Genomic DNA, 20547 nt, shown 5'->3' on the forward strand with positions numbered 1-20547 from the left:
ACAGCCGGGTGTGTCCCGCTCCGCGCGTGTCAGACTGGACCCGCCATGACGAGCCTCCCCCTGATCTCCGTAGACCCCGACGCCCGCGGCCGGCGGCCGGCGATGCCGCCCCGGCACCTCGCCGACCTGGACCTGCCGGGCCGGCAGGCACTCGCCACCGAGCTGGGCGAGCCGGCGTTCCGTGCCAAGCAGATCTCCCACCACTACTTCGGTCGGCTGGTGCGCGACGCCGCCCGGATGACGGACCTGCCGGCGGCCACCCGGGAGAAGTTGGCCGGCGCGTTGCTGCCCACGCTGCTCACCCCGGTACGCGAGCTGGCCTGCGACGACGGCGCCACCCGCAAGGCGCTCTGGCGACTGCACGACGGTTCGCTGGTGGAGAGCGTGCTGATGGGCTACCCGGACCGGGTCACCGTCTGCATCTCCAGCCAGGCCGGCTGCGGCATGGCCTGCCCGTTCTGCGCCACCGGCCAGGCCGGCCTGACCCGTAACCTCTCCACCGCCGAGATCGTCGACCAGGCGGTCTATCTCGCCGGGGTGGCCGCCTCCGGTGCCGTCGCCGGCTCCCCGCCGCGGCTGTCGCACGTCGTCTTCATGGGCATGGGCGAGCCGCTGGCCAACTACTCGCGGGTGGTCGCGGCGATCCGCCGGCTGGTCACGCCGGCCCCCGAGGGGCTCGGCCTGTCGCAGCGGCACATCACCGTCTCCACGGTCGGGCTGGTGCCGGCCATCCGCCGACTGGCCAGCGAAGACCTCTCAGTGACCCTTGCGTTGTCGCTGCACGCCCCCGATGATGAGCTTCGCGACGAACTCGTCCCGGTCAACCAGCGCTGGAAGGTGTCCGAGGTGCTGGACGCGGCATGGGACTACGCCGCCACGACGGGGCGTCGCGTGTCGATCGAGTACGCGATGATCAAGGACGTGAACGACCAGCCGTGGCGAGCCGATCTGCTCGGGCGGCTGCTGGCCGGCAAGCTGGCCCACGTGAACCTCATCCCGCTCAACCCGACTCCGGGCAGCCGCTGGGACGCCAGCCCGAAGCCGGTCGAGCGGGAGTTCGTCCGGCGGTTGCGCGACGCCGGGGTGTCGACCACCGTGCGGGACACCCGGGGACGCGAGATCGACGGCGCGTGTGGGCAGCTCGCCGCCGCCGAGGACAGGGACACCGATGCGCCGCACGAGGCAACGGCGTGACCGGGCGTAGCGAACGAGACCAGGAGACATAGTGGCGAGTCAGGGTCAGCGTTTCCGGCGTAAGGCGCTCCGCCGGGGATACAAGGTCGACGAGGTCGACGCCTTCCTGGACCGGGTCGAGGCGACCCTCGACGGCCAGCCGATCGGCGCACCCGTCGCCTCCCAGGAGGTCCACGACGTCGTCTTCCGGGTCCGCTTCAACGGCTACGACGAGTGGCAGGTCGACCTGCACCTCGACCGGGTCGAGCGGCAGCTGGCCGAGCTGGAGGAGCGCACCGGCGCGGCCGGCGGGCGCGGGGGCGACCCCCGGATGGCCGACCGGCTGGGCCCGCCCGTACGGGACGATCGTGGCCTGTCGCCGGTGCCGCAGCCGCCGATGCCGCCCCGGTCGATGCCGGCGCAGGCCGGCCCGCCCGCCGACCGTTACGGCCGCTACGACGAGCCGACCGGCGCGTTCGCCGGCGGGTACGACGCCCCTCGGGGCGGGTACGACGCGCCGCGCGGCCCGGCCGGTCCCGGCCCGATGGGTCACGGTGGGCCGATGGGTCACGCCGGTCCTCCGCCGTCGCGTGGCCTGCCCCCGGGCCCGTCCGGCTACGGCGCCCAGGACGATCCCCGCTACGGTGCCCAGGACGACCCCCGCTACGGCGCTCCGGAGGACCCGCGCTACGGCGGCGGCCACGACGAGCCCCGCTACGGCGGCCAGGACGAGTCGCGCTTCGACGGCTTCGAGGCCGGCCGGCACGGCCGCGCCGACATGACCGCCGAGATCCGGATGCCCGAGCGGGAGCTGCGCGACCCGCGGGGTCGGGGCCCGGCCGGCCCGCCGGCCCTCCCGCAGCAGGGCATGGGCCCGGGAATGGCCGGCCCGCCGATGGGCGGTCCCGCCGTCGGTGGCCCGCCCATGGTCGGCCCGCCGATGGCCGGCCCGCCCGGCAGCGACCTCTATCGGGTGGACCAGATCCGGCGCAGCTTCCAGGTGCGCCGCTTCGGCAGCGGGTACGACCCGGACCAGGTCGACCGCTTCTTCGACACCCTGCTCGGTGGCATGCAGGGGCGCAACCCGATGCCGGTGAACCCGAAGGACCTGGACACCCTGCGCTTTCCCCTGGTGCCCGGCGGCTACTTCGAGGCCGAGGTCGACGCCGCGCTCAAGGACGTCCAGGACATCCTCTTCGGCCGCTGACCGGCCGGCAGGCCGCTGACGCCGCCCGCAACGACGACGAGGGCCCACCCCGACGGGGTGGGCCCTCGCGTGTCTCCGGGTCCGGGATCCGGCCCGGTCAGGACCGCAGGCCGTTGCGGCGCAGCACCGAGTCGCCGATGACGATGGCGAGCAGCACCAGGGCGATCCCGATGAGCCAGATGTCCTCGACCTTGCCCTCGTGATTGCCGCAGAGCGCCATCACTACCAAGACCACCGCCGAGAGCACCGCACCGATCCGCCCCGACTTGCGGTGCCCGGGCTTGTGCTGATCTGGCGCGGTTACCGGCTCGCTTCCTGCCACTGTCGGTCCTTCCCTCGCAATCGGATCTCCGGTTAGTCTGGCACGCCCCGTACCGGGCCCGGCGCAGGGTCCGACCTGATCGCCGGTGGGCCGTGGGCGTGGCCGGGACGGGCGGAGCCGGTCCTGGGCCGAGTGCCCGGGCCGTTGGACCCCTTCTCGACGGGGCGGAACGGCACTACCGGCGTCGCGGGGCGGTGACCAGACTGCCTCCGGTAGCGTCTTGACGTACACCTTGATTGTCGTTTTGAGGGGGACTGCGGTGCGAGTGACCGGTACGGGGCATGCCAGCATGCGGATCGACACGGCCGCGGGCAGCATCCTGTGCGACCCGTGGGTCAATCCGGCCTACTTCGCCTCCTGGTTCCCGTTCCCCGACAATTCGCTGCTCGACTGGGAGACCCTGGGCCAGGTCGACTACCTGTACGTGTCGCACCTGCACCGGGACCACTTCGACGCCAAGCACCTGCGCGACTTCGTCTCGAAGGACGCCACCGTCCTGCTCCCCGAGTTCCCCACCTCGGAGATGGAGGACGAGCTGCGGGAGCTGGGCTTCACCAAGTTCCTCAAGGCGCCGAACGAGCAGGTCGTGGAGCTGCCCGGCGGCCTGAAGATCATGATCCAGGCGCTGACCAGCCCGACCGACGGCCCGATCGGTGACTCCTCCCTCTGGGTCGAGTACGACGGCGTCCGGCTGCTCAACCAGAACGACGCCCGCCCCACCGACCTGACCGTCTTCGCCGAGCTGGGCCACGTGCACGCGCACCTGCTCCAGTTCTCCGGCGCGATCTGGTACCCGATGGTCTACGAGCTGCCGCAGTCGGCGAAGACCGCGTTCGGCAAGCAGAAGCGGGAGCGGCAGTTCGACCGCACCTGGCGCTACATCGACGACCTGAAGGCCGACCACGTCTTCCCGATCGCCGGCCCGCCGTGCTTCCTCGACGACGCGTTGTGGCAGTTCAACGACATCCACGGCGACGAGGGCAACATCTTCCCCGACCAGTCGGTGTTCCTGTCGGAATACGCGAAGGTCGGCGGCACCAACGGCATCGTGCTGCTGCCCGGCAGCGTCTCCGAGATCACCACCTCCGGCGCGAGCACCACCCACCCGCAGCCGGTGGAGGAGTTCTTCGCGAACAAGGTCGCCCACCTGGAGGAGATGCGGGAGCGCAAGCGCGGCGTCATCGAGGCGGAGAAGGCGTCCTGGCGGCACCCCGAGGTGGACGTGCTCGCCGGCATGAAGCGCCGGATCGAGCCGCTGCTGGACGAGTCGATCTATCTGGCCAAGGGGGTCGGCGGCCCGGTCCGTTTCGACCTGGTCGGTTACGACGGTGAATCCGTCGAGTCGATCGTGGTGGACTTCCCGGGCAAGGAGGTCCGGCCGTACGCGGACGAGAAGGTGCGCTACCGGTTCCGTACCGAACGGGCGCTGATCGAGCACCTGCTGCACATCGGCGAGGTGGACTGGGTCAACTCGCTCTTCCTCTCCTGCCGGTTCTCCGCGGCCCGGATCGGCCAGTACAACGAGTTCGTCTACGCCTTCTTCAAGTGCCTCTCCGAGGAGCGCCTCCAGTACGCCGAGGGCTGGTACGACGAGCACGAGCGGGCGGTCGACGCCGAGGACATCACCCTGGACGGCTGGGTGGTGCAGCGCCGCTGCCCGCACCTGAAGGCGGACCTGAGCCGGTTCGGGATCGTGGACGGTGACCAGCTCACCTGCCAGCTGCACGGCTGGAAGTTCGACCTGCCCAGCGGGCGCTGCCTGACCAGCGTCGGCCACAAGGTCCGCGCCCACCGGGTCGACGCCGACACCTCTGCCCCGGCCGGCGAGGCGGTCAGCTGACGGTTCCGCCCCGCACGCCGCCCCCGGCGGGTGACCATGAGGTCGGAAGGGGGCGGCGTGACGGGCGCGGACAGGGAACCGGGGCGGCGGTTCGTACGGGGCAGCGAGATGGCCCGGGACGCCTCCCGGGTGGAGGCGTTCAGCGACGCGGTGATCGCCATCGTGCTGACGCTGATGGCGGTCGAGCTGCTCCAGTTCAGCCCGGACGCCCCGGACGGGCACGGGCTCGCGGCCGCGCTGGCCCACGAGTGGCGGGCCTACCTGGCGTACGTCATCACGTTCGGGATCGTCGGACAGGTCTGGCTGACCCACCACAACATGTGGCGGTACGTCTGCCGGGTCGACCAGATGCTGCTCGTGCTGAACCTGCTGCTGCTGATGTTCGTGGCGGCCATCCCGTTCACCGCGAACCTGCTGTCGGACAATCTGCGCGGCGCGGCCGTCGACCAGCGGCTGAGCGCCGCGCTCTATGTCGGCACGGTGCTCGGTGAGGCGCTGTTCTTCAACCTGAGCTGGTGGTGGGCGCGCCGGCGCGGCCTGCTGCACCCGGATCTGGACCCCCGGCTGGCGAAGGCGGTGGCCCGCCGGTTCCTGCTCGGGCCGCTGCTCTATCTGGTCGCCTTCGCGGTGGTCTTCGTCGACCCGATCCTGAGTCTGCTGGCCTACCTGTTGCTGATCGCGCTCTATCTGATCCGGGGCCCCGGCGACCTCCCACCCGCCGGGCGGGAGGCCGCCGAGTCGGGGTGAGGGCTACCGGCCCAGGTCGGCGAGGATGCGGCGGGCGGCGTTGTGGCCGGCGGCGCCGATGACGCTGCCGGCCGGATGGCAGCCCGCGCTGCCGGCGTAGACGCCGTCGACCCCGGTGGCGTACGGCATCCGGTCGGTGAAGCTGACCGTGTTGTCGACATGGTGGATGTGCCCGCCGGTGATGCCGAAGTGCGCCTCGATCCCGGGCGGGGGCAGCGGCACGGCATCGGCGATCAGCTCGGCGGTGCCGGGGGCGTAGCGTTCGCAGATCCCGATCAGGGTGTCGACGTAACCGGGCAGCGCCTCGTCCCAGGTGGTGCCGGTCAGCTCGTAGGGGACCGACTGGACGAAGAGTGCCGACGAGTGGTGCCCGGCCGGGTCGGAGAGCGACGGGTCGACGGTGGTGTGCAGGTACCACTCGATGGTCGGCTCGGCCGGCAGCCGGCCGGCCTGCACGTCCGCCCACATCGCGCGCAGCGCCGCCATCGGCGACTCGCCGCCCGCCCCGACCAGCGACGCCGAGCCGGGCAGCAGGTGGATGGTGGAGCCGAACGGGCTCGGCGCGTCGGCCGGCAGGCAGGAGAAGCGGGGCAGCCCGGTGAGCGCCAGGTTGAGCTTGAGTGTGGTGCCGGTGCGGCGGACCGCCGCCATCCGCTCGCCGAGCGGCGCCGGCAGCGCGCCGTCGGGCAGCAGCTCCATCAACCGGTACGGGTCGCACGCCCCGAGCACCACGGAGGCGTCGACGGAGCGCCCGTCGGCGAGGACCACGCCGCTGGCCGCGCCGCCGTCGAGGGTGACGGCGGTGACCGGCGTACCGGTGCGGATGGTGGCCCCGGCGGCGCGGGCGGCCTCGGCGAACGTGCGGGAGACGGTGCCCATGCCGCCTTCGGCGATCATCCAGGTGCCGTCCGCGCCGGGCAGCCGGCACATGTTGTGCACCAGGAAGTTGTGTCCGGTGCCCGGGTCGTCCGGGCCGGCGTTCAGCCCGGAGAGGCCGTCGGTGACCGCGTACATGCTGACCAGCAGCTCGGAGCGGAAGTCGAAGCGGGCCAGGTGGTCGGCGACCGAGCCGCGGACCAGGTCGACGAAGACCTGCCGCAGGGCGGGCCGGACGTACCGTTCGGCGGTCTCCTCGACCGGCAGCGGCTCGGCCAGCCAGGCCGGTGCCAGGTCCTCGCGGAGCTGGGCCAGCTCGGCCTGCATGGCGTCGTCGGCGGCCACGTCGGCGGGGGAGAAGAACTCGGTGAGCTGCCGCCGGGTGGCCGCGTGGTCGCTCCCCATCAACAGGTACGGCGCGCCGAGGCCGCCCGGGGTGGGCAGGAAGTAGTGCGGGTCGCGGCGCAGCACCGGGATGCGGACGTCGAGCGTGGCGAGCAGTTCCGGCGGCATCAGGCCGAGCAGGTACGACCCGGTGGAGTGGCGCAGTTGCGGCACCTTCGGGAACGGGTTCTCGGTGCGGGTGGCCCCGCCGATGACGTCCGCCGCCTCCAGCACCAGCACGTCGAGGCCGGCGCGGGCCAGCAGGATCGCGGAGACCAGTCCGTTGTGCCCGGATCCGACGATCACCACGTCGGCGCGGGCGGGCAGCTCACTCGCTTCGCTCATGCCCGATCACCCTAGCCGCGCACGCCCCCCGACGGGAGCCCCCGCCCGACGCCGCCCCATGTTTCGGTGATCATGGAGTTGGCGCCGTGGGGAAGCGCTTTCTTGACCGCTAACTCCATGATCACGAGCGGAATCGCCGGGGGTGCGCCGGCCGGGCCGGCCGGCCGGTGGGTCGGCCGGCCGGCGGGTGGGTGGGGCGGTCAGGGCGGGCGGCGGCGCGGGTGGCGCGCCAGCGGCTCAGGGCGAGGGTGGCGGAGTAGCCGGCCAGGACGATCACGTGGAACAGGTAGAGCCAGAGCAGGACGGCGACGCCGCCGCCGATCTCGTCGAAGCCGCCGAACGGCACCCCCAGGTTCAGCGGCAGCGAGCAGAACAGCACGAAACCGTGCAGGAAGCCGGAGAGGTTCGCCGCCGTGAACGAGCCCATGCCGAGCGTCGACAGCCAGTCCGGCGAGGCCGGCCCGACCACCCGGAACACCCACATCAGCACCGGGGTCAGCACCAGCCAGGTGGCCAGGAAGGAGAGCACCACGCCCAGCGCGCCGAGCCAGCCGCCCTGCCGGACCAGGTGGGTGGTGAGCGGCAACGCCAGCAGCACCGACAGCAGCAGGGCCGGCGCGGGGGCGAGCAACGGGAGCAGCAGTAGCCGCCCGCGCCAGCCCACCAGGGCCCCCGACTCGCCGCGCGGCTCGGCCACCGAGACGAAGGCCCGACGCAGCCCTTCGCCGTAGAGCGACGCCGGCAGCAGCGATGCCAGCGCCAACAGCGGGGTCAACCCCAACCCGGCCGTGACCAGGGCGGCCACCGCCCGGTTCGCACCGATGTCGGTGGGCAGCGTGTCGATGGCGTACGACGTGAGCCGGCGGACCCGGTCGTCCCCGGCCACCAGCCCGGTCATCCAGATCGCCAGCAGCGCCACCGGCACCACGGCGATCGCCCCGTAGAAAGTGATCGCGGCGGCGTGCAGCGACAGGTCCCGGCCCCGTACCGGCCGGAACGCGGCACTGGTGATCCGTTTCGTCCGCTGCCATGCTCCGCCCATTGCGATCTCCTTCCCCCTGGAGGGGCCCGGCACGCATTACGATCCGGCGGCATGACCATCGTCTCGACCGAGCGCCTGCTGATCCGCGACTGGACCGAATCGGCGGCGGATCTGGACCGGGTCTTCGACATCTATTCCCGGGACGAGGTGATGCGTTGGCTCGGCGGCGGTAAGGGCAAGCTGACCGACCCGGCGGAGGCGCGCGACCGCGTCCGTTTCTGGCACAGCCGGTACGCCCCCCACGCCGGCCGGTACGGGCTCTGGGCCATCGAGCCGCGCGCCGCCGGTCCGGTCGCGGGCAGCGTGCTGCTCAAGCCGCTACCCGGTGTGGACGGCGTCACCTGGACCGACGACATCGAGGTCGGCTGGCACCTGCACCCCGACTCGCAGGGCCGCGGCTACGCCACCGAGGCGGCCCGCGCGGTCCTCGACCGGGAGTTCGCCACCGGCACCCGCGTGGTCTACGCGGTGGTGACGCCCGGCAACGAGCCGTCCATGGCGGTGGCCCGCCGGCTCGGCATGACGCACGAGGGCATTCGCACCGACTGGTACGGCGGCGAGGAACTGGAGACCTTCGTACTGCGCGCCGCCCCGTAGCCCGCTCGGGGCAGCACCGAACCGGACCGCCTCCTGACGTTCACGGTCGTGCTTGTCGCCTGACCGGGAGAGCGCGCGTCCAGCCGATGAAGCGGTGGAAGAACTCGGCCGGATCCACCTGCCCGGGGTGGGTGCGCAGCCGGTCGGCGATCGCGTCGTGCATCAGCAGGCAGAGGTAGACGGCGAGCCCGGGGCGGTCGTGTGCGTACTCCGCGCAGGCAGAGCTTGGCGGGTTGGCAGGGCCAGGGTGCGGCGCAGACCCGGCACCGCCACGTCGGGCGGACGGCCAGGTGTCGCCGCAACTCGGCCAGGGAGACGCCGTCGCGGCTCACCGCTCGCCCCCGGAGCGGGCGCGCAGGGCCGCGACCCGGACCAGCGCGGTACGGAGCCGACCGTCGACGGGTTCGCCGCCGACGTACCGGATCTCCCGGCCGGTCAGCGTGATCCACTCCAACGCCGGGTGGTCGAGGCCGACGGGCGGCTCGGTGATCCGCAGCCGCAGCGGCCCCCGGCCATAGCAGTAGTCCGCTTCGCTCACAGTGACGACCGCCCCGACGGTCACCGGCTCTCTCGTCAACTTCGTCCTCTTTTCGTCGCGCGTCTTCACAGCCTGCGGTGGCATGACTACGGTCGGAAGGCGGCGCGTACCCCCGGCGTCGTTGTGGCGGTCGGCGTCCGCTCGGTGGGGGCGGCAGCGTGGAGTGGCGACCGGTGTGGTGGAGGTGTGATGGTCGACGGCGCGCTCTCGACGCTGGAGTTCCTCGGCGCGGAACTACGGCGGGCCCGCCGTGAGCGCGGGCTCAACCAGGAGGACCTGGCGCAGCGGATCACGTACTCGTCGTCCCTGGTCGGCATGGTGGAGATCGGCCACCGGACCCCGTCGCAGGACTTCATCGCCCGGGCGGACGCGGCACTGGAGGCCGGCGGCCTCTTCGAACGCCTGCTCACCCTGGTCCGCGCCGACGCCGCCCCGCCCTGGCTGCGGGAATGGATCAGTGTGGAGGCGGAGGCGACCCTGATCCGCTGGTTCGAGCCGTCCCTCATCCCGGGCCTGTTGCAGACCGAGGCGTACGCCCGCGCGGTGCTGCGCGGCGGCGGGATGCTGCGGGAGGCCGAGGTCGAGCAGCGGATCACCTCCCGGCTGGCGCGGCAGGCGATCCTGGCTCGGGAGACGCCACCGGAGTTCGTGGCGGTGGTGGACGAGGGGGTGCTGCGCCGCTGTGTGGGCGAGCCGGCCGTCATGGCGGAGCAGTTCGCCCACCTGCTCCGGGTCACCGAGTGGTCGCACGTCGACCTGCACGTGGCGCCGGCCGAGGCGGGCATGCACGCCGGGCTGGCGGGAGCGTTCATCCTGGCCCGCACGCCCGAGGGCGGTGAGGTCGCGCACCTGGACAACCCGTTGCGCGCGCACGTGACCGACCGGCCGGAAGACGTTGATAGCCTTCAACGACGGTGGGAGAGCCTGCGGGGCGAGGCGTTGCCCCGACGGGCCTCCCGGGACCTGATACGGGAGCTGGCGAAGTCATGGACCTGACCGGCGCGGTCTGGCGGAAGTCCACCCGCAGCGACAACGGTGGATCCACCTGCGTCGAGGTGGCCACCAACCTGCCCGGCGTGGTCGGGGTGCGGGACAGCAAGGACCGGCAGGGGCCGGCGCTGACCTTCGCGCCCGCCGCCTGGTCGGCCTTCACCCACGCCACGGTCAGCAGCCGCCTCGTCCGCACTCACTGAGCTGGGCCTCGGCGCGGGGCGTGCGGCGGTCCGACTCACGTTCGGAGACGAGCCGGCGACGGAGCATCACCTTCGTCAGGCTCGGCGAGTTGACCAAATGGACCTCGCTGCGTAGTTGGGCCCGCGCAAGCTCGCCGACCTGGCACGGTGGCGGGCGCGGGTGGTGCTGCTTCCGTTCGATGAGGCCGTCGCCACCACCTGGGGACAGTTGCAGGCCCGAGCCCAGCAGCGTGGGCGTCCGCGTCCCGTCAATGACTCCTGGATTGCCGCCTGCTGCCTGGTGGACCGGCTTCCCCTGGCCACCTTCAATGGCAAGGATTACAGCGACTTCGCCGAACACGACGGCGGGTGTGCCCTTCTTCCTCCGGGTCGACCTGCGCAACCGGGTCCCCGCGATGGCCCTCTACGAGCCGGCCGAGGGTGAATATCGTCCCTTGTCCGCAGCGGCGGCGGGCACCACCTTCGTCATGAAGCAGCCCTTCGAGTTCTCCCTCGACCCGGCCGATCTGCTGGACGAGGAGGCGCCGGAGGCGCAGGCCGACGGCGAGGGCTGAGGCTCCCAGCGGAGGCTCAGGAGGGCTGGGGAAGAATGGTCGGGTGACCACTCCCCGCGACGTCGTCCTGCTCGGTTCCACCGGCTCGATCGGCACCCAGGCCATCGACATCGTCCGGCGCAGTCCGGACCGGTTCCGGGTGGTGGCGCTCGGTGCCGGCGGCGGCAACGTCGCGCTGCTCGCCGCCCAGGCCCTCGAACTCGGCGTCGAGGCGGTCGGGGTGGCGAAGGCGTCCGCCGCGCAGGACCTCCAGCTCGCCTTCTACGCCGAGGCGAGCCGGCGCGGCTGGGCCACCGGCGACTTCAAGCTGCCCAAGATCATCGCCGGGCCGGACGCGATGACCGAGCTGGCCGAGTGGCCCTGCGACACCGTGCTCAACGGGGTGGTCGGCTCGCTGGGGCTGGCGCCGACCCTGGCGGCGCTGCGCGCCGGTCGTACCCTCGCTCTGGCCAACAAGGAGTCCCTGGTGGCCGGCGGCCCGCTGGTGCGGGCCGCGCTGACGCGGCCGGGGCAGCTCGTGCCGGTCGACTCGGAGCACACGGCGCTGGCGCAGTGCCTGCGGTCCGGCTCGGCGGCCGAGGTACGTCGGCTGGTGGTGACCGCCAGCGGCGGCCCGTTCCGGGGCCGGCGGCGCGACGAGCTGACCGGGGTGACCCCGGAGCAGGCGCTGGCCCACCCCACCTGGAACATGGGCCCGGTCATCACGATCAACTCCGCCACCATGGTGAACAAGGCCCTGGAGGTGATCGAGGCGCACGAGCTGTTCGACGTGCCCTACCCGGACATCGAGGTGGTGGTCCACCCGACGTCGGTGATCCACTCGATGGTCGAGTTCGTCGACGGCTCCACCATCGCCCAGGCCAGTCCGCCCGACATGCGGCTGCCGATCGCGGTGGCGCTGGGCTGGCCGGACCGGGTGCCGGGCGCCGCCACCCCGGTCGACTGGACCACGGCCCACACCTGGGAGTTCTTCCCGCTGGACGACGCCGCGTTCCCGGCGGTGGCGCTGGCCAAGGCGGCCGGCGAGGCGGGGCGCTGCCGACCGGCGATCTACAACGCGGCCAACGAGGAGTGCGTCGCCGCGTTCGTGGCCGGGCGGCTGCCGTTCCTGGGCATCGTCGACACCCTCGAGCGGGTGCTGGAGGAGGCTCCCGACTTCGACGAACCAGGTACCGTCGAGGACGTGCTCGCCGCCGAGTCGTGGGCACGGGCGCACGCCCAGGAGATCATCGTCGGGTCGGTGGAAGGAGCCTGATGGCAAACCTGCTCGGGGTGGTGCTCTTTGCCCTGTTCATTCTCGTCTCGGTGAGTCTGCACGAGGCGGGGCACATGCTCACCGCGAAGGCCTTCGGGATGAAGGTCACCCGCTACTTCGTCGGCTTCGGCCCGACGCTCTGGTCGTTCAAGCGGGGTGAGACGGAGTACGGCGTCAAGGGCATCCCGCTCGGCGGCTTCTGCAAGATCGTCGGCATGACGCCGCAGGACGACGACGTCGAGCCGGGCGACGAGCCGCGCGCGATGTGGCGCTACCCGGTGTGGAAGCGGACGATCGTGATGTCCGCCGGCTCGATCACCCACTTCGCGCTGGCCCTCTCCGCGCTCTGGATCATGGCGGTCGCGGTCGGCCTGCCCAACCCGAAGTTCCCGAGCACCGAGCAGGAGTTCCTCGCCGAGCCCGCGGTGGTCGCCCTCGCCCCGTGCGTGGTGGTGGAGAACGCCAGCCGGCCCTGCCAGGCCGGCGACCCGGCCAGCCCGGCCGCCCAGGCCCAGCTCCGCGACGGCGACCGGATCACCTCGGTCAACGGCCGGCCGGTGGGCAGCTGGGGCGAGATGCTCGACGTGGTCCGGGCCACCCCGCCCGGCAAGGCCACCGTCGGCTACGTGCGTGACGGTGCCGCGGCCAGCACCACCATCGACCTCGCCGCCGTGCAGCGCCCGCCGCTGGGCAACCCCAAGGGCACCACCTCGGCGGTCTCCGCGATGGGCGTCGCGCTTCGCCCCAGCACGCCGCAACTGATCGAGTACGGCCCGGTCGGTGCCGTCGGGGCCACCGCCGACTTCACCGGCAACATGGCGGTGCAGACCGCGCACGCCATGCAGCGGATCCCGCAGAAGGTCCCCGCCCTGTGGAACGCCATCACCGGCGGTGAACGGGACATGGACACCCCGATCAGCGTGGTCGGTGCGAGCCGGCTCGGCGGCGAGTTCGTGGCCAACGACGCCTGGTACGGCTTCTTCATGCTCTTCGTGTCGCTGAACTTCTTCATCGGCGTGTTCAACCTGCTGCCGTTGCTCCCGCTCGACGGCGGCCACATCGCCATCTCCTGGTTCGAACGGGCCCGGTCCTGGCTCTACGCCCGGATCGGCCGGGCCGACCCGGGGCGCGTCGACTATCTCAAGCTCATGCCCGTCACGTACGTGGTGATCCTGATCGGTGGCGTGTTCACGCTGCTGACCGTCACCGCGGACGTCGTCAACCCGATCACGCTCTTCCCAAGGTGAGTGCCTGAAGTGACCGCTGTCAGTCTCGGTATGCCCCCCGTACCGCCGCCGCCGCTCGCCCCGCGCCGGGCCAGCCGCCAGATCATGGTCGGCTCGGTGCCCGTCGGTGGGGGTGCACCGGTGTCGGTGCAGTCCATGACCACCACCCTGACCTCCGACGTCAACGCCACCCTCCAGCAGATCGCCGAGCTCACCGCGTCCGGGTGCCAGATCGTCCGGGTCGCCGTGCCGTCGCAGGACGACGTCGAGGCGCTGCCGGCGATCGCCCGCAAGTCGCAGATCCCGGTGATCGCCGACATCCACTTCCAGCCCAAGTACGTCTTCGCCGCGATCGACGCCGGCTGCGCCGCGGTCCGGGTCAACCCGGGTAACATCCGGCAGTTCGACGACAAGGTGAAGGAGATCGCCAAGGCGGCCGGCGACGCCGGCGTGCCGATCCGGATCGGCGTCAACGCCGGTTCGCTGGACAAGCGGCTGCTCGCCAAGTACGGCCGGGCCACCGCCGAGGCGCTGGTCGAGTCGGCGCTGTGGGAGTGCTCGCTCTTCGAGGAGCACGGCTTCCGGGACATCAAGATCTCGGTCAAGCACAACGACCCGGTGGTGATGATCCGGGCGTACCGGCTGCTCGCCGAGAAGTGCGACTATCCGCTGCACCTCGGCGTGACCGAGGCCGGCCCGGCGTTCCAGGGCACCATCAAGTCCGCGGTCGCCTTCGGCGCGCTGCTGGCCGAGGGGATCGGCGACACCATCCGCGTCTCGCTCTCCGCCCCGCCGGTCGAGGAGATCAAGGTCGGTAACGCCATCCTGGAGTCGCTGGGCCTGCGCGAGCGCGGCCTGGAGATCGTCTCCTGCCCGTCCTGCGGCCGCGCCCAGGTGGACGTCTACAAGCTGGCCGAGGAGGTCACCGCCGGCCTGGAAGGGCTGCCGGTGCCGCTGCGGGTGGCCGTGATGGGCTGCGTGGTGAACGGCCCCGGTGAGGCCCGCGAGGCCGACCTGGGCGTCGCCTCCGGCAACGGCAAGGGCCAGATCTTCGTCAAGGGCCAGGTCGTCAAGACCGTCCCCGAGGCGCAGATCGTGGAGACGCTGATCGAGGAGGCGCTGCGGATCGCCGACGAGATGGGCGCCGACCTCCCCGACGACCTCCGCGCCCTCGTCCCCGGCGCCACCGTCACCGTCCACTGACCCACCCACACACCCGGAAAGGGCGGTCCTCCTCACGGAGGGCCGCCCTTTCCCGTCCCGGCCACCCCGGTGGCGTCGATCATGGGGTTAGCGCCGCCGTCTGCCCCTTTTGTCGCCGCAAACTCCATGATCACCGCAGCGGTGGGCGTCGCGGATGTCGTGCCGGCTGTTGAGCGGAACAGAAACCGTACGTACGTCTTGTTAAAGTGCGGTGGTGCGCCTGCTTCCCGAACCGGGCCCGGCCCGGACGCTCGCCCTGTCCACCCTGGTCAACACCGTCGGCCGCGGCACCTGGCTGACCGCCAGCGCGCTCTTCCTGACCCGCTCGGTCGGTCTCTCCGTGGCCCAGGTCGGCCTCGGTCTCACCCTCACCGCGGCGGTCAGCCTGCTCGCCAGCACCCCGATGGGCTACCTCGCCGACCGGTACGGCCCCCGCGGCATCCAGCTCGCCGCCCTGGTCGCCTCCGCCGGGTTCACCGCCGCCCTGCTCACCGTCCGGTCGTTCCCCGGCTTCCTCGCGGTCGGCATGGCGATGGCCGTCGCCGACGCGGCCAGCCGGGGCGCCCGGGGCGCGTTGATCGCCGGCGCCGTCCCCGCCGACCAGCGGGTCCGTACCCGGGCCTGGCTGCGCGCCGTCACCAACGTCGGGATCTCCGTCGGGGCGGTGGTCGCCGGGTTCGGCATCGCCGCGGGCACCCGCGCCGGCTACCTGACGCTGATCCTGCTCGACTGCGTGACGTACCTGGTCGCGGCGGCGATCCTGCTCCGGTTGCCGTCGGTCCCGCCGGTCCCGGCACCCACGCACGGCCCGCGGTTGATCGCCCTGCGGGACCGCCCGTTCCTGGTCTTCACCGTGCTCGACGGCCTGATGTCGGTGCACTTCGGGCTGGTCAACATCGCCCTGCCGCTGTGGATCGCCGAGCACACCACCGCCCCGGAGTGGCTCGTCTCGGGCTGCATGCTGGTCAACACCGTGATCGTCGTGCTCTTCCAGGTGCGCGCCTCGCGGGGCACCGAGGAGGTGGCCGGGGCGGCGCGGGCCGCCCGGCGGGCCGGTGCCGTGATCGCGGTGGCCTGCGGGCTCTTCGCCGCCAGCGGGGGCGTACCCACCCCGGCCGCGGTCGCCCTGCTGCTGGCCGGGGCGTTCGTGCACGTGGTCGGCGAGCTGTGGCACGCGGCGGCCGGCTGGGGGATCTCCTTCGGCCTGGCGCCGGCCCATGCGCAGGGGCAGTACCAGGGCGCGTACGGGATGGGCATGCAGCTCGGCGGGATGGTGGCGCCGGTGGTGGTGACCACCCTGGCGGTCGGCTGGGGCGTGCCCGGCTGGCTGCTGCTGGGCGGCGTGTTCCTGCTGCTCGGGCTGCTGGTGCCGCCGGTGGCGCGGTGGGCGGAACGCACCCGTCCGGACGCCCCGGTGGCCCACCCGGTCCCGGTCGGCTGACCCGCGACGGGTGGCACGAGGTGAGGGGTCGTCAGGTCGGCCCGCGCGTTCCCCGGTCCATCTGGCAGGCTGGTAACCGTGCTGACGGTGCCGGTACGCCAACTGGGGGAGTCGGAGCGCCGTGCGGTCGAGCGGCTGCTCGACCTCGACCCGTTCGCGGGCGCGCAGGTCGCCGAGCGGGTCGCCGCACGCGGACTGGCCTGGTGGCGGGCCGAGGGGCGGATCCTCGGCTACGGCTCCCGCCGCAGCCTGGAGTCGATCTGCTGGCTGGGCGGCAACCTGACCCCGGTGCTCGCCTCGGAGTCCGCCGTCGAGGCCTTCGCCGAACAGCTCGGCACCGAGGAGCGGGTCTGCTCGTCGATCGTCGGGCGGGCCGACGCGGTGCTCGGGCTCTGGGACCGCCTCTCCGCGCACTGGGGGCCGGCCCGGGACGTACGCCCGAACCAGCCGCTGCTGGCCACGGACGCGCTGCCCGCCGTGGCGGCCGACCCGCAGGTGCGTCGGGTGCGTGGCGGTGAGGTCGACCGGCTCTTCCCGGCGGCGGTGGCGATGTACACCGAGGAGGTGGGGGTCTCCCCGCTGACCGAGGACGGTGGACGCGGCTACCGGCGGCGGGTCACCGACCTGGTCCGGGCCGGCCGGGCGTACGCCCGCTTCGTGGACGGCAAGGTGGTCTTCAAGGCCGAGCTGGCGGTGGTGACCCGACGCACCGCACAGGTCCAGGGGGTGTGGGTGGCCCCGGAGTGGCGGGGCCGGGGGATCGCCACCGCGGCGATGGCGGCGGTGGTCCGGGACGCCCTGCTCCGGGTCGCCCCCACGGTGAGCCTCTATGTCAACGACTTCAACACCCCGGCCCGCCGGGTCTACGAGCGCTGCGGGTTCCGCCCGGTCGGCACCCTCGCCACCGTCCTCTTCTGAGGGTCCACCGGCCCCGGCATGGCCGGGATCACGTCGCCTCGAATTGCGCTGAACCGGACTAACGGCGTTATGCTGACCATGTTTTTGTACTGACCAGTCAGTTTAGTCAGGCGGGATGAGGACGTTGAAGATCATTGAGGCCGAAGGGCTGGGCCTGCGGACCCGGCGCGGCTGGGTGTACCGCGACGTCGACCTGGCCGCCGAGTCGGGCGAACTGCACGCGGTGACCGGGCCGCCCGGCAGCGGGCGTACCTCTCTGCTGCTCGCGCTGGCCGGCCGCTTCCCGCACACCGACGGCGAACTGCGCCGCCGGGGACCGGCCGCGCTGGGCCAGGTCGCCGGAGTGCACGAACCCGACCCGACGCTGACCGTCGCCGAGCACATCCAGGAGCGGCTGCTGCTGCTCGGGCCGGTACCGCGACGCCGCCGGCAACTCGTCCCGGTCGCCGCCGTCCGCGCCCGCCGGGCCTACCGCCGCGACGCCTTCGCCGCCGCCATCGCCGGCGCCGGCTTCACCGACGTCCCGCTCGACCCCGACGTGTACGGCCGGGACCTCACCCCCGTCCAGCGGCAGGTGCTCGGCCTGGTCCTGGCCAGCCTCAGCGGCCCCAGCCTGATCGTCGCCGACGACGTGGACGCCGGTTCCGACGCCCCCGAACGGCAGTGGATCTGGGACGCACTGGCCCGCCTCGCCGACCAGGGGTACGCCGTCGTCGCCAGCGCCCGCGCCGTCGAGGCCGGCAGCGCGGCGATCGTGCACCGCATCGGCGACCCGACCCTGCCCGCGCGTACCGAACTCATCCCGCCCCCGGCTGCCGCCCCCGCGCTCGTCGCGCCCCGCGCGGCGGCCCAGGACCAGACCTCTGAGGTGAAAGCATGAGCGTCGTCCGACTCGCGCTGTTCGAGCTGCGCCGGATGACCCGGGGGCGGCTGCCGCGCGCCGCGCTCGCCGTCCTCACCGTGATCCCGCTGCTCTACGGCGCCCTCTACCTCTACGCCTTCTGGGACCCGTACGGGAACCTGGACCGCATCCCGGTCGCGCTGGTCAACGCCGACCGGCCGGCCAAGGCCAGCGACGGCACCGAGGTGCACGCCGGCAAGGACCTCGCCGACGAGCTGATCGACCGGAAGGTCTTCGGCTGGACCGAGACCGACGCGGACGACGCCACCGCCGGGCTGCGCAGCGGCCGCTACCACCTGGTCTTCTCCATCCCGGCGGACTTCTCCGCCAGCCTCGCGGCCAGCCCGGAACCCGACCGGCCGGCCCGACAGGGTGAGCTGAAGGTGGTCAACGACGACGCCACCAACTACCTCTCCGGGCTGCTCGCCCGCTCCGCGTTCAGCGAGATCCGGGCCGCCGCGGCGGAGAGCACGGCCGCGTCGTACTTCGACAAGATGCTGGTCGGCTTCACCGACGCGAAGGCCGAGACCGGCCGGGCCGCCGACGGCGCCGGGCAGCTCCACGACGGGCTCGACGCCTCCGGGAACGGGGCCGGGAAGATCGCCGCCGGGCTGGACAGCGCGGAGGACGGTGCCGGGCAGCTCGCCGCCGGCCTGGACAAGTCCGCGCAGGGGGCCGACAAGCTCGCCTCCGGGCTCGACCAGCTCTACACCGGTGCCGCGCAGCTCGCCGACGGCACCAACCGCGCGGCCACCCAGACCCGCGCCGCCGCGGCCAAGGTGGACGCCGCCGCCGACAAGTACGAGCCGTTGCTGCGCAAGAACGCCACCGACCTGCAGAAGGCCGCCACCGCGGTCGCCGAGGGCGCGCAGGCGCTCGCCGACGGCATCGACGCGCTGCCGGCCAAGGCGGACGAGGTGGTGACCCAGGCGGAGAAGGTCCGCGACCGCCTCGACACGCTGGCCAAGGCGCATCCCGAACTCGCCGACGACCCCGACTTCGTGGCCGCCCGACAGGCCGCCGACAAGGCCGTCAGCACCGCGAAGGCGATGGTGTCCACCCTGGACAAGACCGACCTGGCCACGTTGAAGAAGAAGATGACCGAGGTCGCCGCCACCGCCCGCGAGGTGGCCGCCGCCGCGCCGCACCTCGCCGACGACGTCGCGTCGGCGCGTACCAAGGTGGACCAGCTCGCCAGCGGCCTCACCACTCTCGCCGACGGCAGCGCGAAGCTGCGCGACGGGCTCGGCGGTGCGGCGAACGGCGCCGACCAGCTGCGCGGCGGGCTCTTCCGGCTGTCCACCGGCGCGCGTCAGCTCGACGGTGGCCTGAACCAGCTCGGCACCGGCAGCGACCGCCTGGTCAGCGGCCTGACCAAGCTGGAGAGCGGGGCCGGCGAACTGGCCGACGGGCTCGCCGCCGGGGCGGACAAGCTGCCCGGCTACCACGACGCGGACAGGCGCTCCGACGTCCTCGGCGACCCGGTCGGCCTGATCCGCAACTCCCAGCACCCGGCCGGCTCGTACGGCGTGGGCTTCGCCCCGTACTTCCTGGCCCTGGCGCTCTGGGTCGGCGCGATGATCACGTACATGCTGCTGCGGCCGGTCAACCGGCGGCACGTGATGTCCGGCGCACCCGGCTGGCGGGTCGCGCTCGCCGGCTGGCTGCCCGCCGCGGGCATCGGGGTGGCCCAGGTCGCGGTGCTCTTCACCGTGGTCACCCTGGCGCTCGGCCTGGACCCGGCGCACCCGGTGGCGACCTTCGGCCTGCTCGCGCTGACCTCGCTCGCCTTCACCGCCATCATGCAGCTGCTCGGGGTGGCGCTCGGCCCGGCCGGTAGGCTCGCCGCGCTGGCCCTGCTGATGCTCCAGCTCACCTCCTCCGGCGGCACCTACCCGGTGCAGACGTCACCCGGCTTCTTCCAGGCCGTCCACCCGTGGCTGCCGATGACGTACGTGGTGGCCGGGCTGCGGCACACCGTCAACGGCGGTCCGGCCGGGACGGTGGTCACCGGAGCCCTCGTGCTCGCCGCGTTCGGGATCGGCGCGCTGGTGCTGACCGTCGGCGCGACGCGCCGCTCACGCCGGCTCACCCCGGCCAAGCTGCACCCCGAACTGACCATGTGAGGATGCTGGCGGACCGGCGGCGACGCCGCCGGAGGAGCCGGACGGGGGATGACGAGTGACGGACGGACGGACGCGGCGGCGGGAGGACACCCGCCAACGCCTCTTCGTGGCCGCGGTGGACCTCATCGCCGAGCAGGGCTTCTCGGCGACCACCGTGGACGACATCGCGGCCCGGGCCGGGGTGGCGAAGGGGACCGTCTACTACAACTTCGAGTCCAAGACGGTGCTCTTCGAGGAGCTGCTGCGGCACGGCATCGGCCTGCTCACCGCCGACTTCCGGGCCGCGGTCGACGGGCTGCCGCCGCGCGAGGCGCTCGCCGCCCTGGTTCGCGCCGAACTGGAGTACATCCGCCGCTACCGGGCCTTCGCCCAGCTGCTGCTGTCGGAGATGTGGCGGACCAACCGAGAGTGGCAGCAGACCCTGCGGCTGCTGCGCGGCGAGGCGATCGAGGTGATCGCGGAGACCGTCCGGGCCGGCGTGGCCAGCGGCGACCTGCCGGCCGACCTCGACGTGGGCACGGCCAGCTCGGCGCTGTTCGGGGTCGGCCTGGTGGTGGCGGTGGACTGGCTGGTCTTCCAACCGGACCGGCCGATCGACGACGTGCAGGAGGCGCTGCTCGGCATCGTCCGCCGGGTCGCCCAGACCTGACCGGGTCCGC

General features: G+C 72.8%; 22 protein-coding genes. 17 read left to right on the forward strand and 5 right to left on the reverse strand.

Going from position 1 to position 20547, the window contains the following annotated elements:
- Positions 1-45: 45 nt before the first annotated feature.
- Entirely contained in the window at positions 46-1194 is a 1149-nt protein-coding gene (gene rlmN, locus MRQ36_RS20270; RefSeq protein ID WP_242797706.1) for a 23S rRNA (adenine(2503)-C(2))-methyltransferase RlmN, read from the forward strand.
- Positions 1195-1225: 31 nt separating this feature from the next.
- On the forward strand, positions 1226-2380 hold the full coding sequence (locus MRQ36_RS20275; RefSeq protein WP_242797708.1) for a DivIVA domain-containing protein: 1155 nt from the start codon (positions 1226-1228) through the stop codon (positions 2378-2380).
- Between the two features lie 97 nt (positions 2381-2477).
- Here MRQ36_RS20275 and MRQ36_RS20280 read toward each other — a convergent pair whose 3' ends face one another.
- Positions 2478-2702, reverse strand: coding sequence for a DUF2631 domain-containing protein (locus MRQ36_RS20280; RefSeq protein ID WP_242797710.1), 225 nt, complete (start codon positions 2700-2702; stop codon positions 2478-2480).
- A gap of 259 nt (positions 2703-2961) precedes the next feature.
- On the opposite strand from MRQ36_RS20280, the gene MRQ36_RS20285 reads away from it, so the two are divergent.
- A complete protein-coding gene (locus MRQ36_RS20285; RefSeq protein ID WP_242797712.1) occupies positions 2962-4542 on the forward strand; it encodes a Rieske 2Fe-2S domain-containing protein in 1581 nt (526 codons plus the stop codon).
- A 108-nt stretch (positions 4543-4650) separates the two neighbouring features.
- Positions 4651-5289, forward strand: a complete 639-nt coding sequence (locus MRQ36_RS20290) for a TMEM175 family protein (RefSeq protein ID WP_242801240.1) — start codon at positions 4651-4653, stop codon at positions 5287-5289.
- Positions 5290-5292: 3 nt separating this feature from the next.
- Here the strand turns inward: MRQ36_RS20290 and MRQ36_RS20295 are convergent, their stop codons facing one another.
- Both MRQ36_RS20295 and MRQ36_RS20300 read right to left on the reverse strand, forming a co-directional pair.
- A complete protein-coding gene (locus tag MRQ36_RS20295; RefSeq protein WP_242797714.1) occupies positions 5293-6894 on the reverse strand; it encodes an NAD(P)/FAD-dependent oxidoreductase in 1602 nt (533 codons plus the stop codon).
- 121 nt (positions 6895-7015) lie between these two features.
- Positions 7016-7936: a YhjD/YihY/BrkB family envelope integrity protein gene (locus tag MRQ36_RS20300; RefSeq protein WP_242797716.1), complete on the reverse strand. Its 921-nt coding sequence runs from the start codon at positions 7934-7936 to the stop codon at positions 7016-7018.
- A 51-nt stretch (positions 7937-7987) separates the two neighbouring features.
- On the opposite strand from MRQ36_RS20300, the gene MRQ36_RS20305 reads away from it, so the two are divergent.
- On the forward strand, positions 7988-8533 hold the full coding sequence (locus tag MRQ36_RS20305; protein WP_242797717.1) for a GNAT family N-acetyltransferase: 546 nt from the start codon (positions 7988-7990) through the stop codon (positions 8531-8533).
- 40 nt (positions 8534-8573) lie between these two features.
- On the opposite strand, the gene MRQ36_RS33995 is transcribed toward MRQ36_RS20305, so the two are convergent.
- On the reverse strand, positions 8574-8696 hold the full coding sequence (locus tag MRQ36_RS33995; protein ID WP_308194889.1) for a hypothetical protein: 123 nt from the start codon (positions 8694-8696) through the stop codon (positions 8574-8576).
- 165 nt (positions 8697-8861) lie between these two features.
- Positions 8862-9071: a hypothetical protein gene (locus MRQ36_RS20315; RefSeq protein ID WP_242797718.1), complete on the reverse strand. Its 210-nt coding sequence runs from the start codon at positions 9069-9071 to the stop codon at positions 8862-8864.
- Positions 9072-9260: 189 nt separating this feature from the next.
- On the opposite strand from MRQ36_RS20315, the gene MRQ36_RS20320 reads away from it, so the two are divergent.
- The 12 genes from MRQ36_RS20320 to MRQ36_RS20370 all read left to right on the forward strand — a co-directional run bounded on the left by MRQ36_RS20320 (position 9261) and on the right by MRQ36_RS20370 (position 20537).
- Positions 9261-10067, forward strand: coding sequence for a DUF5753 domain-containing protein (locus tag MRQ36_RS20320; protein WP_242797719.1), 807 nt, complete (start codon positions 9261-9263; stop codon positions 10065-10067).
- A complete protein-coding gene (locus MRQ36_RS20325) occupies positions 10058-10264 on the forward strand; it encodes a DUF397 domain-containing protein (RefSeq protein WP_242797720.1) in 207 nt (68 codons plus the stop codon). The genes MRQ36_RS20320 and MRQ36_RS20325 overlap by 10 nt, the downstream gene beginning before the upstream one ends.
- Before the next feature lie 163 nt (positions 10265-10427).
- Entirely contained in the window at positions 10428-10688 is a 261-nt protein-coding gene (locus tag MRQ36_RS34500) for a hypothetical protein (RefSeq protein WP_374251161.1), read from the forward strand.
- Positions 10615-10818, forward strand: a complete 204-nt coding sequence (locus MRQ36_RS20330) for a hypothetical protein (RefSeq protein WP_242797721.1) — start codon at positions 10615-10617, stop codon at positions 10816-10818. Before MRQ36_RS34500 ends, MRQ36_RS20330 begins: the two co-directional genes overlap by 74 nt.
- Positions 10819-10861: 43 nt before the next feature.
- Entirely contained in the window at positions 10862-12073 is a 1212-nt protein-coding gene (gene dxr / locus MRQ36_RS20335) for a 1-deoxy-D-xylulose-5-phosphate reductoisomerase (protein WP_242797722.1), read from the forward strand.
- Entirely contained in the window at positions 12073-13320 is a 1248-nt protein-coding gene (locus MRQ36_RS20340; RefSeq protein ID WP_242797723.1) for an RIP metalloprotease, read from the forward strand. Before dxr ends, MRQ36_RS20340 begins: the two co-directional genes overlap by 1 nt.
- A 9-nt stretch (positions 13321-13329) precedes the next feature.
- Positions 13330-14502, forward strand: coding sequence for a flavodoxin-dependent (E)-4-hydroxy-3-methylbut-2-enyl-diphosphate synthase (gene ispG / locus MRQ36_RS20345; protein ID WP_242797725.1), 1173 nt, complete (start codon positions 13330-13332; stop codon positions 14500-14502).
- Between the two features lie 214 nt (positions 14503-14716).
- Positions 14717-15943 (forward strand): MFS transporter, encoded by a 1227-nt coding sequence (locus tag MRQ36_RS20350; RefSeq protein WP_242797727.1) that lies wholly within the window; start codon positions 14717-14719, stop codon positions 15941-15943.
- Positions 15944-16021: 78 nt separating this feature from the next.
- Positions 16022-16861, forward strand: a complete 840-nt coding sequence (locus tag MRQ36_RS20355) for a DUF4081 domain-containing GNAT family N-acetyltransferase (RefSeq protein ID WP_242797729.1) — start codon at positions 16022-16024, stop codon at positions 16859-16861.
- 124 nt (positions 16862-16985) lie between these two features.
- Positions 16986-17741 carry an ATP-binding cassette domain-containing protein gene (locus tag MRQ36_RS20360; protein WP_242797732.1) on the forward strand — a complete coding sequence of 252 codons (756 nt, stop codon included), beginning with the start codon at positions 16986-16988 and terminating at the stop codon, positions 17739-17741.
- Positions 17738-19888, forward strand: a complete 2151-nt coding sequence (locus MRQ36_RS20365; protein ID WP_242797734.1) for a YhgE/Pip family protein — start codon at positions 17738-17740, stop codon at positions 19886-19888. Before MRQ36_RS20360 ends, MRQ36_RS20365 begins: the two co-directional genes overlap by 4 nt.
- Positions 19889-19943: 55 nt before the next feature.
- On the forward strand, positions 19944-20537 hold the full coding sequence (locus MRQ36_RS20370; protein WP_242797737.1) for a TetR/AcrR family transcriptional regulator: 594 nt from the start codon (positions 19944-19946) through the stop codon (positions 20535-20537).
- Positions 20538-20547: the final 10 nt, after the last annotated feature.

The sequence above is a fragment of the Micromonospora sp. R77 genome, assembly GCF_022747945.1.
In the GTDB taxonomy this organism is placed as follows: Bacteria; Actinomycetota; Actinomycetes; order Mycobacteriales; family Micromonosporaceae; genus Micromonospora.

Coding starts and splice junctions, on each gene's coding strand:
- MRQ36_RS20320 (WP_242797719.1), top strand. CDS start 9,261: ATGGTCGACGGCGCGCTCTCGACGCTGGAGTTCCTCGGCGCGGAACTA.
- MRQ36_RS20295 (WP_242797714.1), bottom strand. CDS start 6,894: ATGAGCGAAGCGAGTGAGCTGCCCGCCCGCGCCGACGTGGTGATCGTC.
- MRQ36_RS20365 (WP_242797734.1), top strand. CDS start 17,738: ATGAGCGTCGTCCGACTCGCGCTGTTCGAGCTGCGCCGGATGACCCGG.
- MRQ36_RS20290 (WP_242801240.1), top strand. CDS start 4,651: ATGGCCCGGGACGCCTCCCGGGTGGAGGCGTTCAGCGACGCGGTGATC.
- MRQ36_RS20340 (WP_242797723.1), top strand. CDS start 12,073: ATGGCAAACCTGCTCGGGGTGGTGCTCTTTGCCCTGTTCATTCTCGTC.
- rlmN (WP_242797706.1), top strand. CDS start 46: ATGACGAGCCTCCCCCTGATCTCCGTAGACCCCGACGCCCGCGGCCGG.
- MRQ36_RS20325 (WP_242797720.1), top strand. CDS start 10,058: ATGGACCTGACCGGCGCGGTCTGGCGGAAGTCCACCCGCAGCGACAAC.
- MRQ36_RS20300 (WP_242797716.1), bottom strand. CDS start 7,936: ATGGGCGGAGCATGGCAGCGGACGAAACGGATCACCAGTGCCGCGTTC.
- MRQ36_RS33995 (WP_308194889.1), bottom strand. CDS start 8,696: ATGCACGACGCGATCGCCGACCGGCTGCGCACCCACCCCGGGCAGGTG.
- MRQ36_RS20305 (WP_242797717.1), top strand. CDS start 7,988: ATGACCATCGTCTCGACCGAGCGCCTGCTGATCCGCGACTGGACCGAA.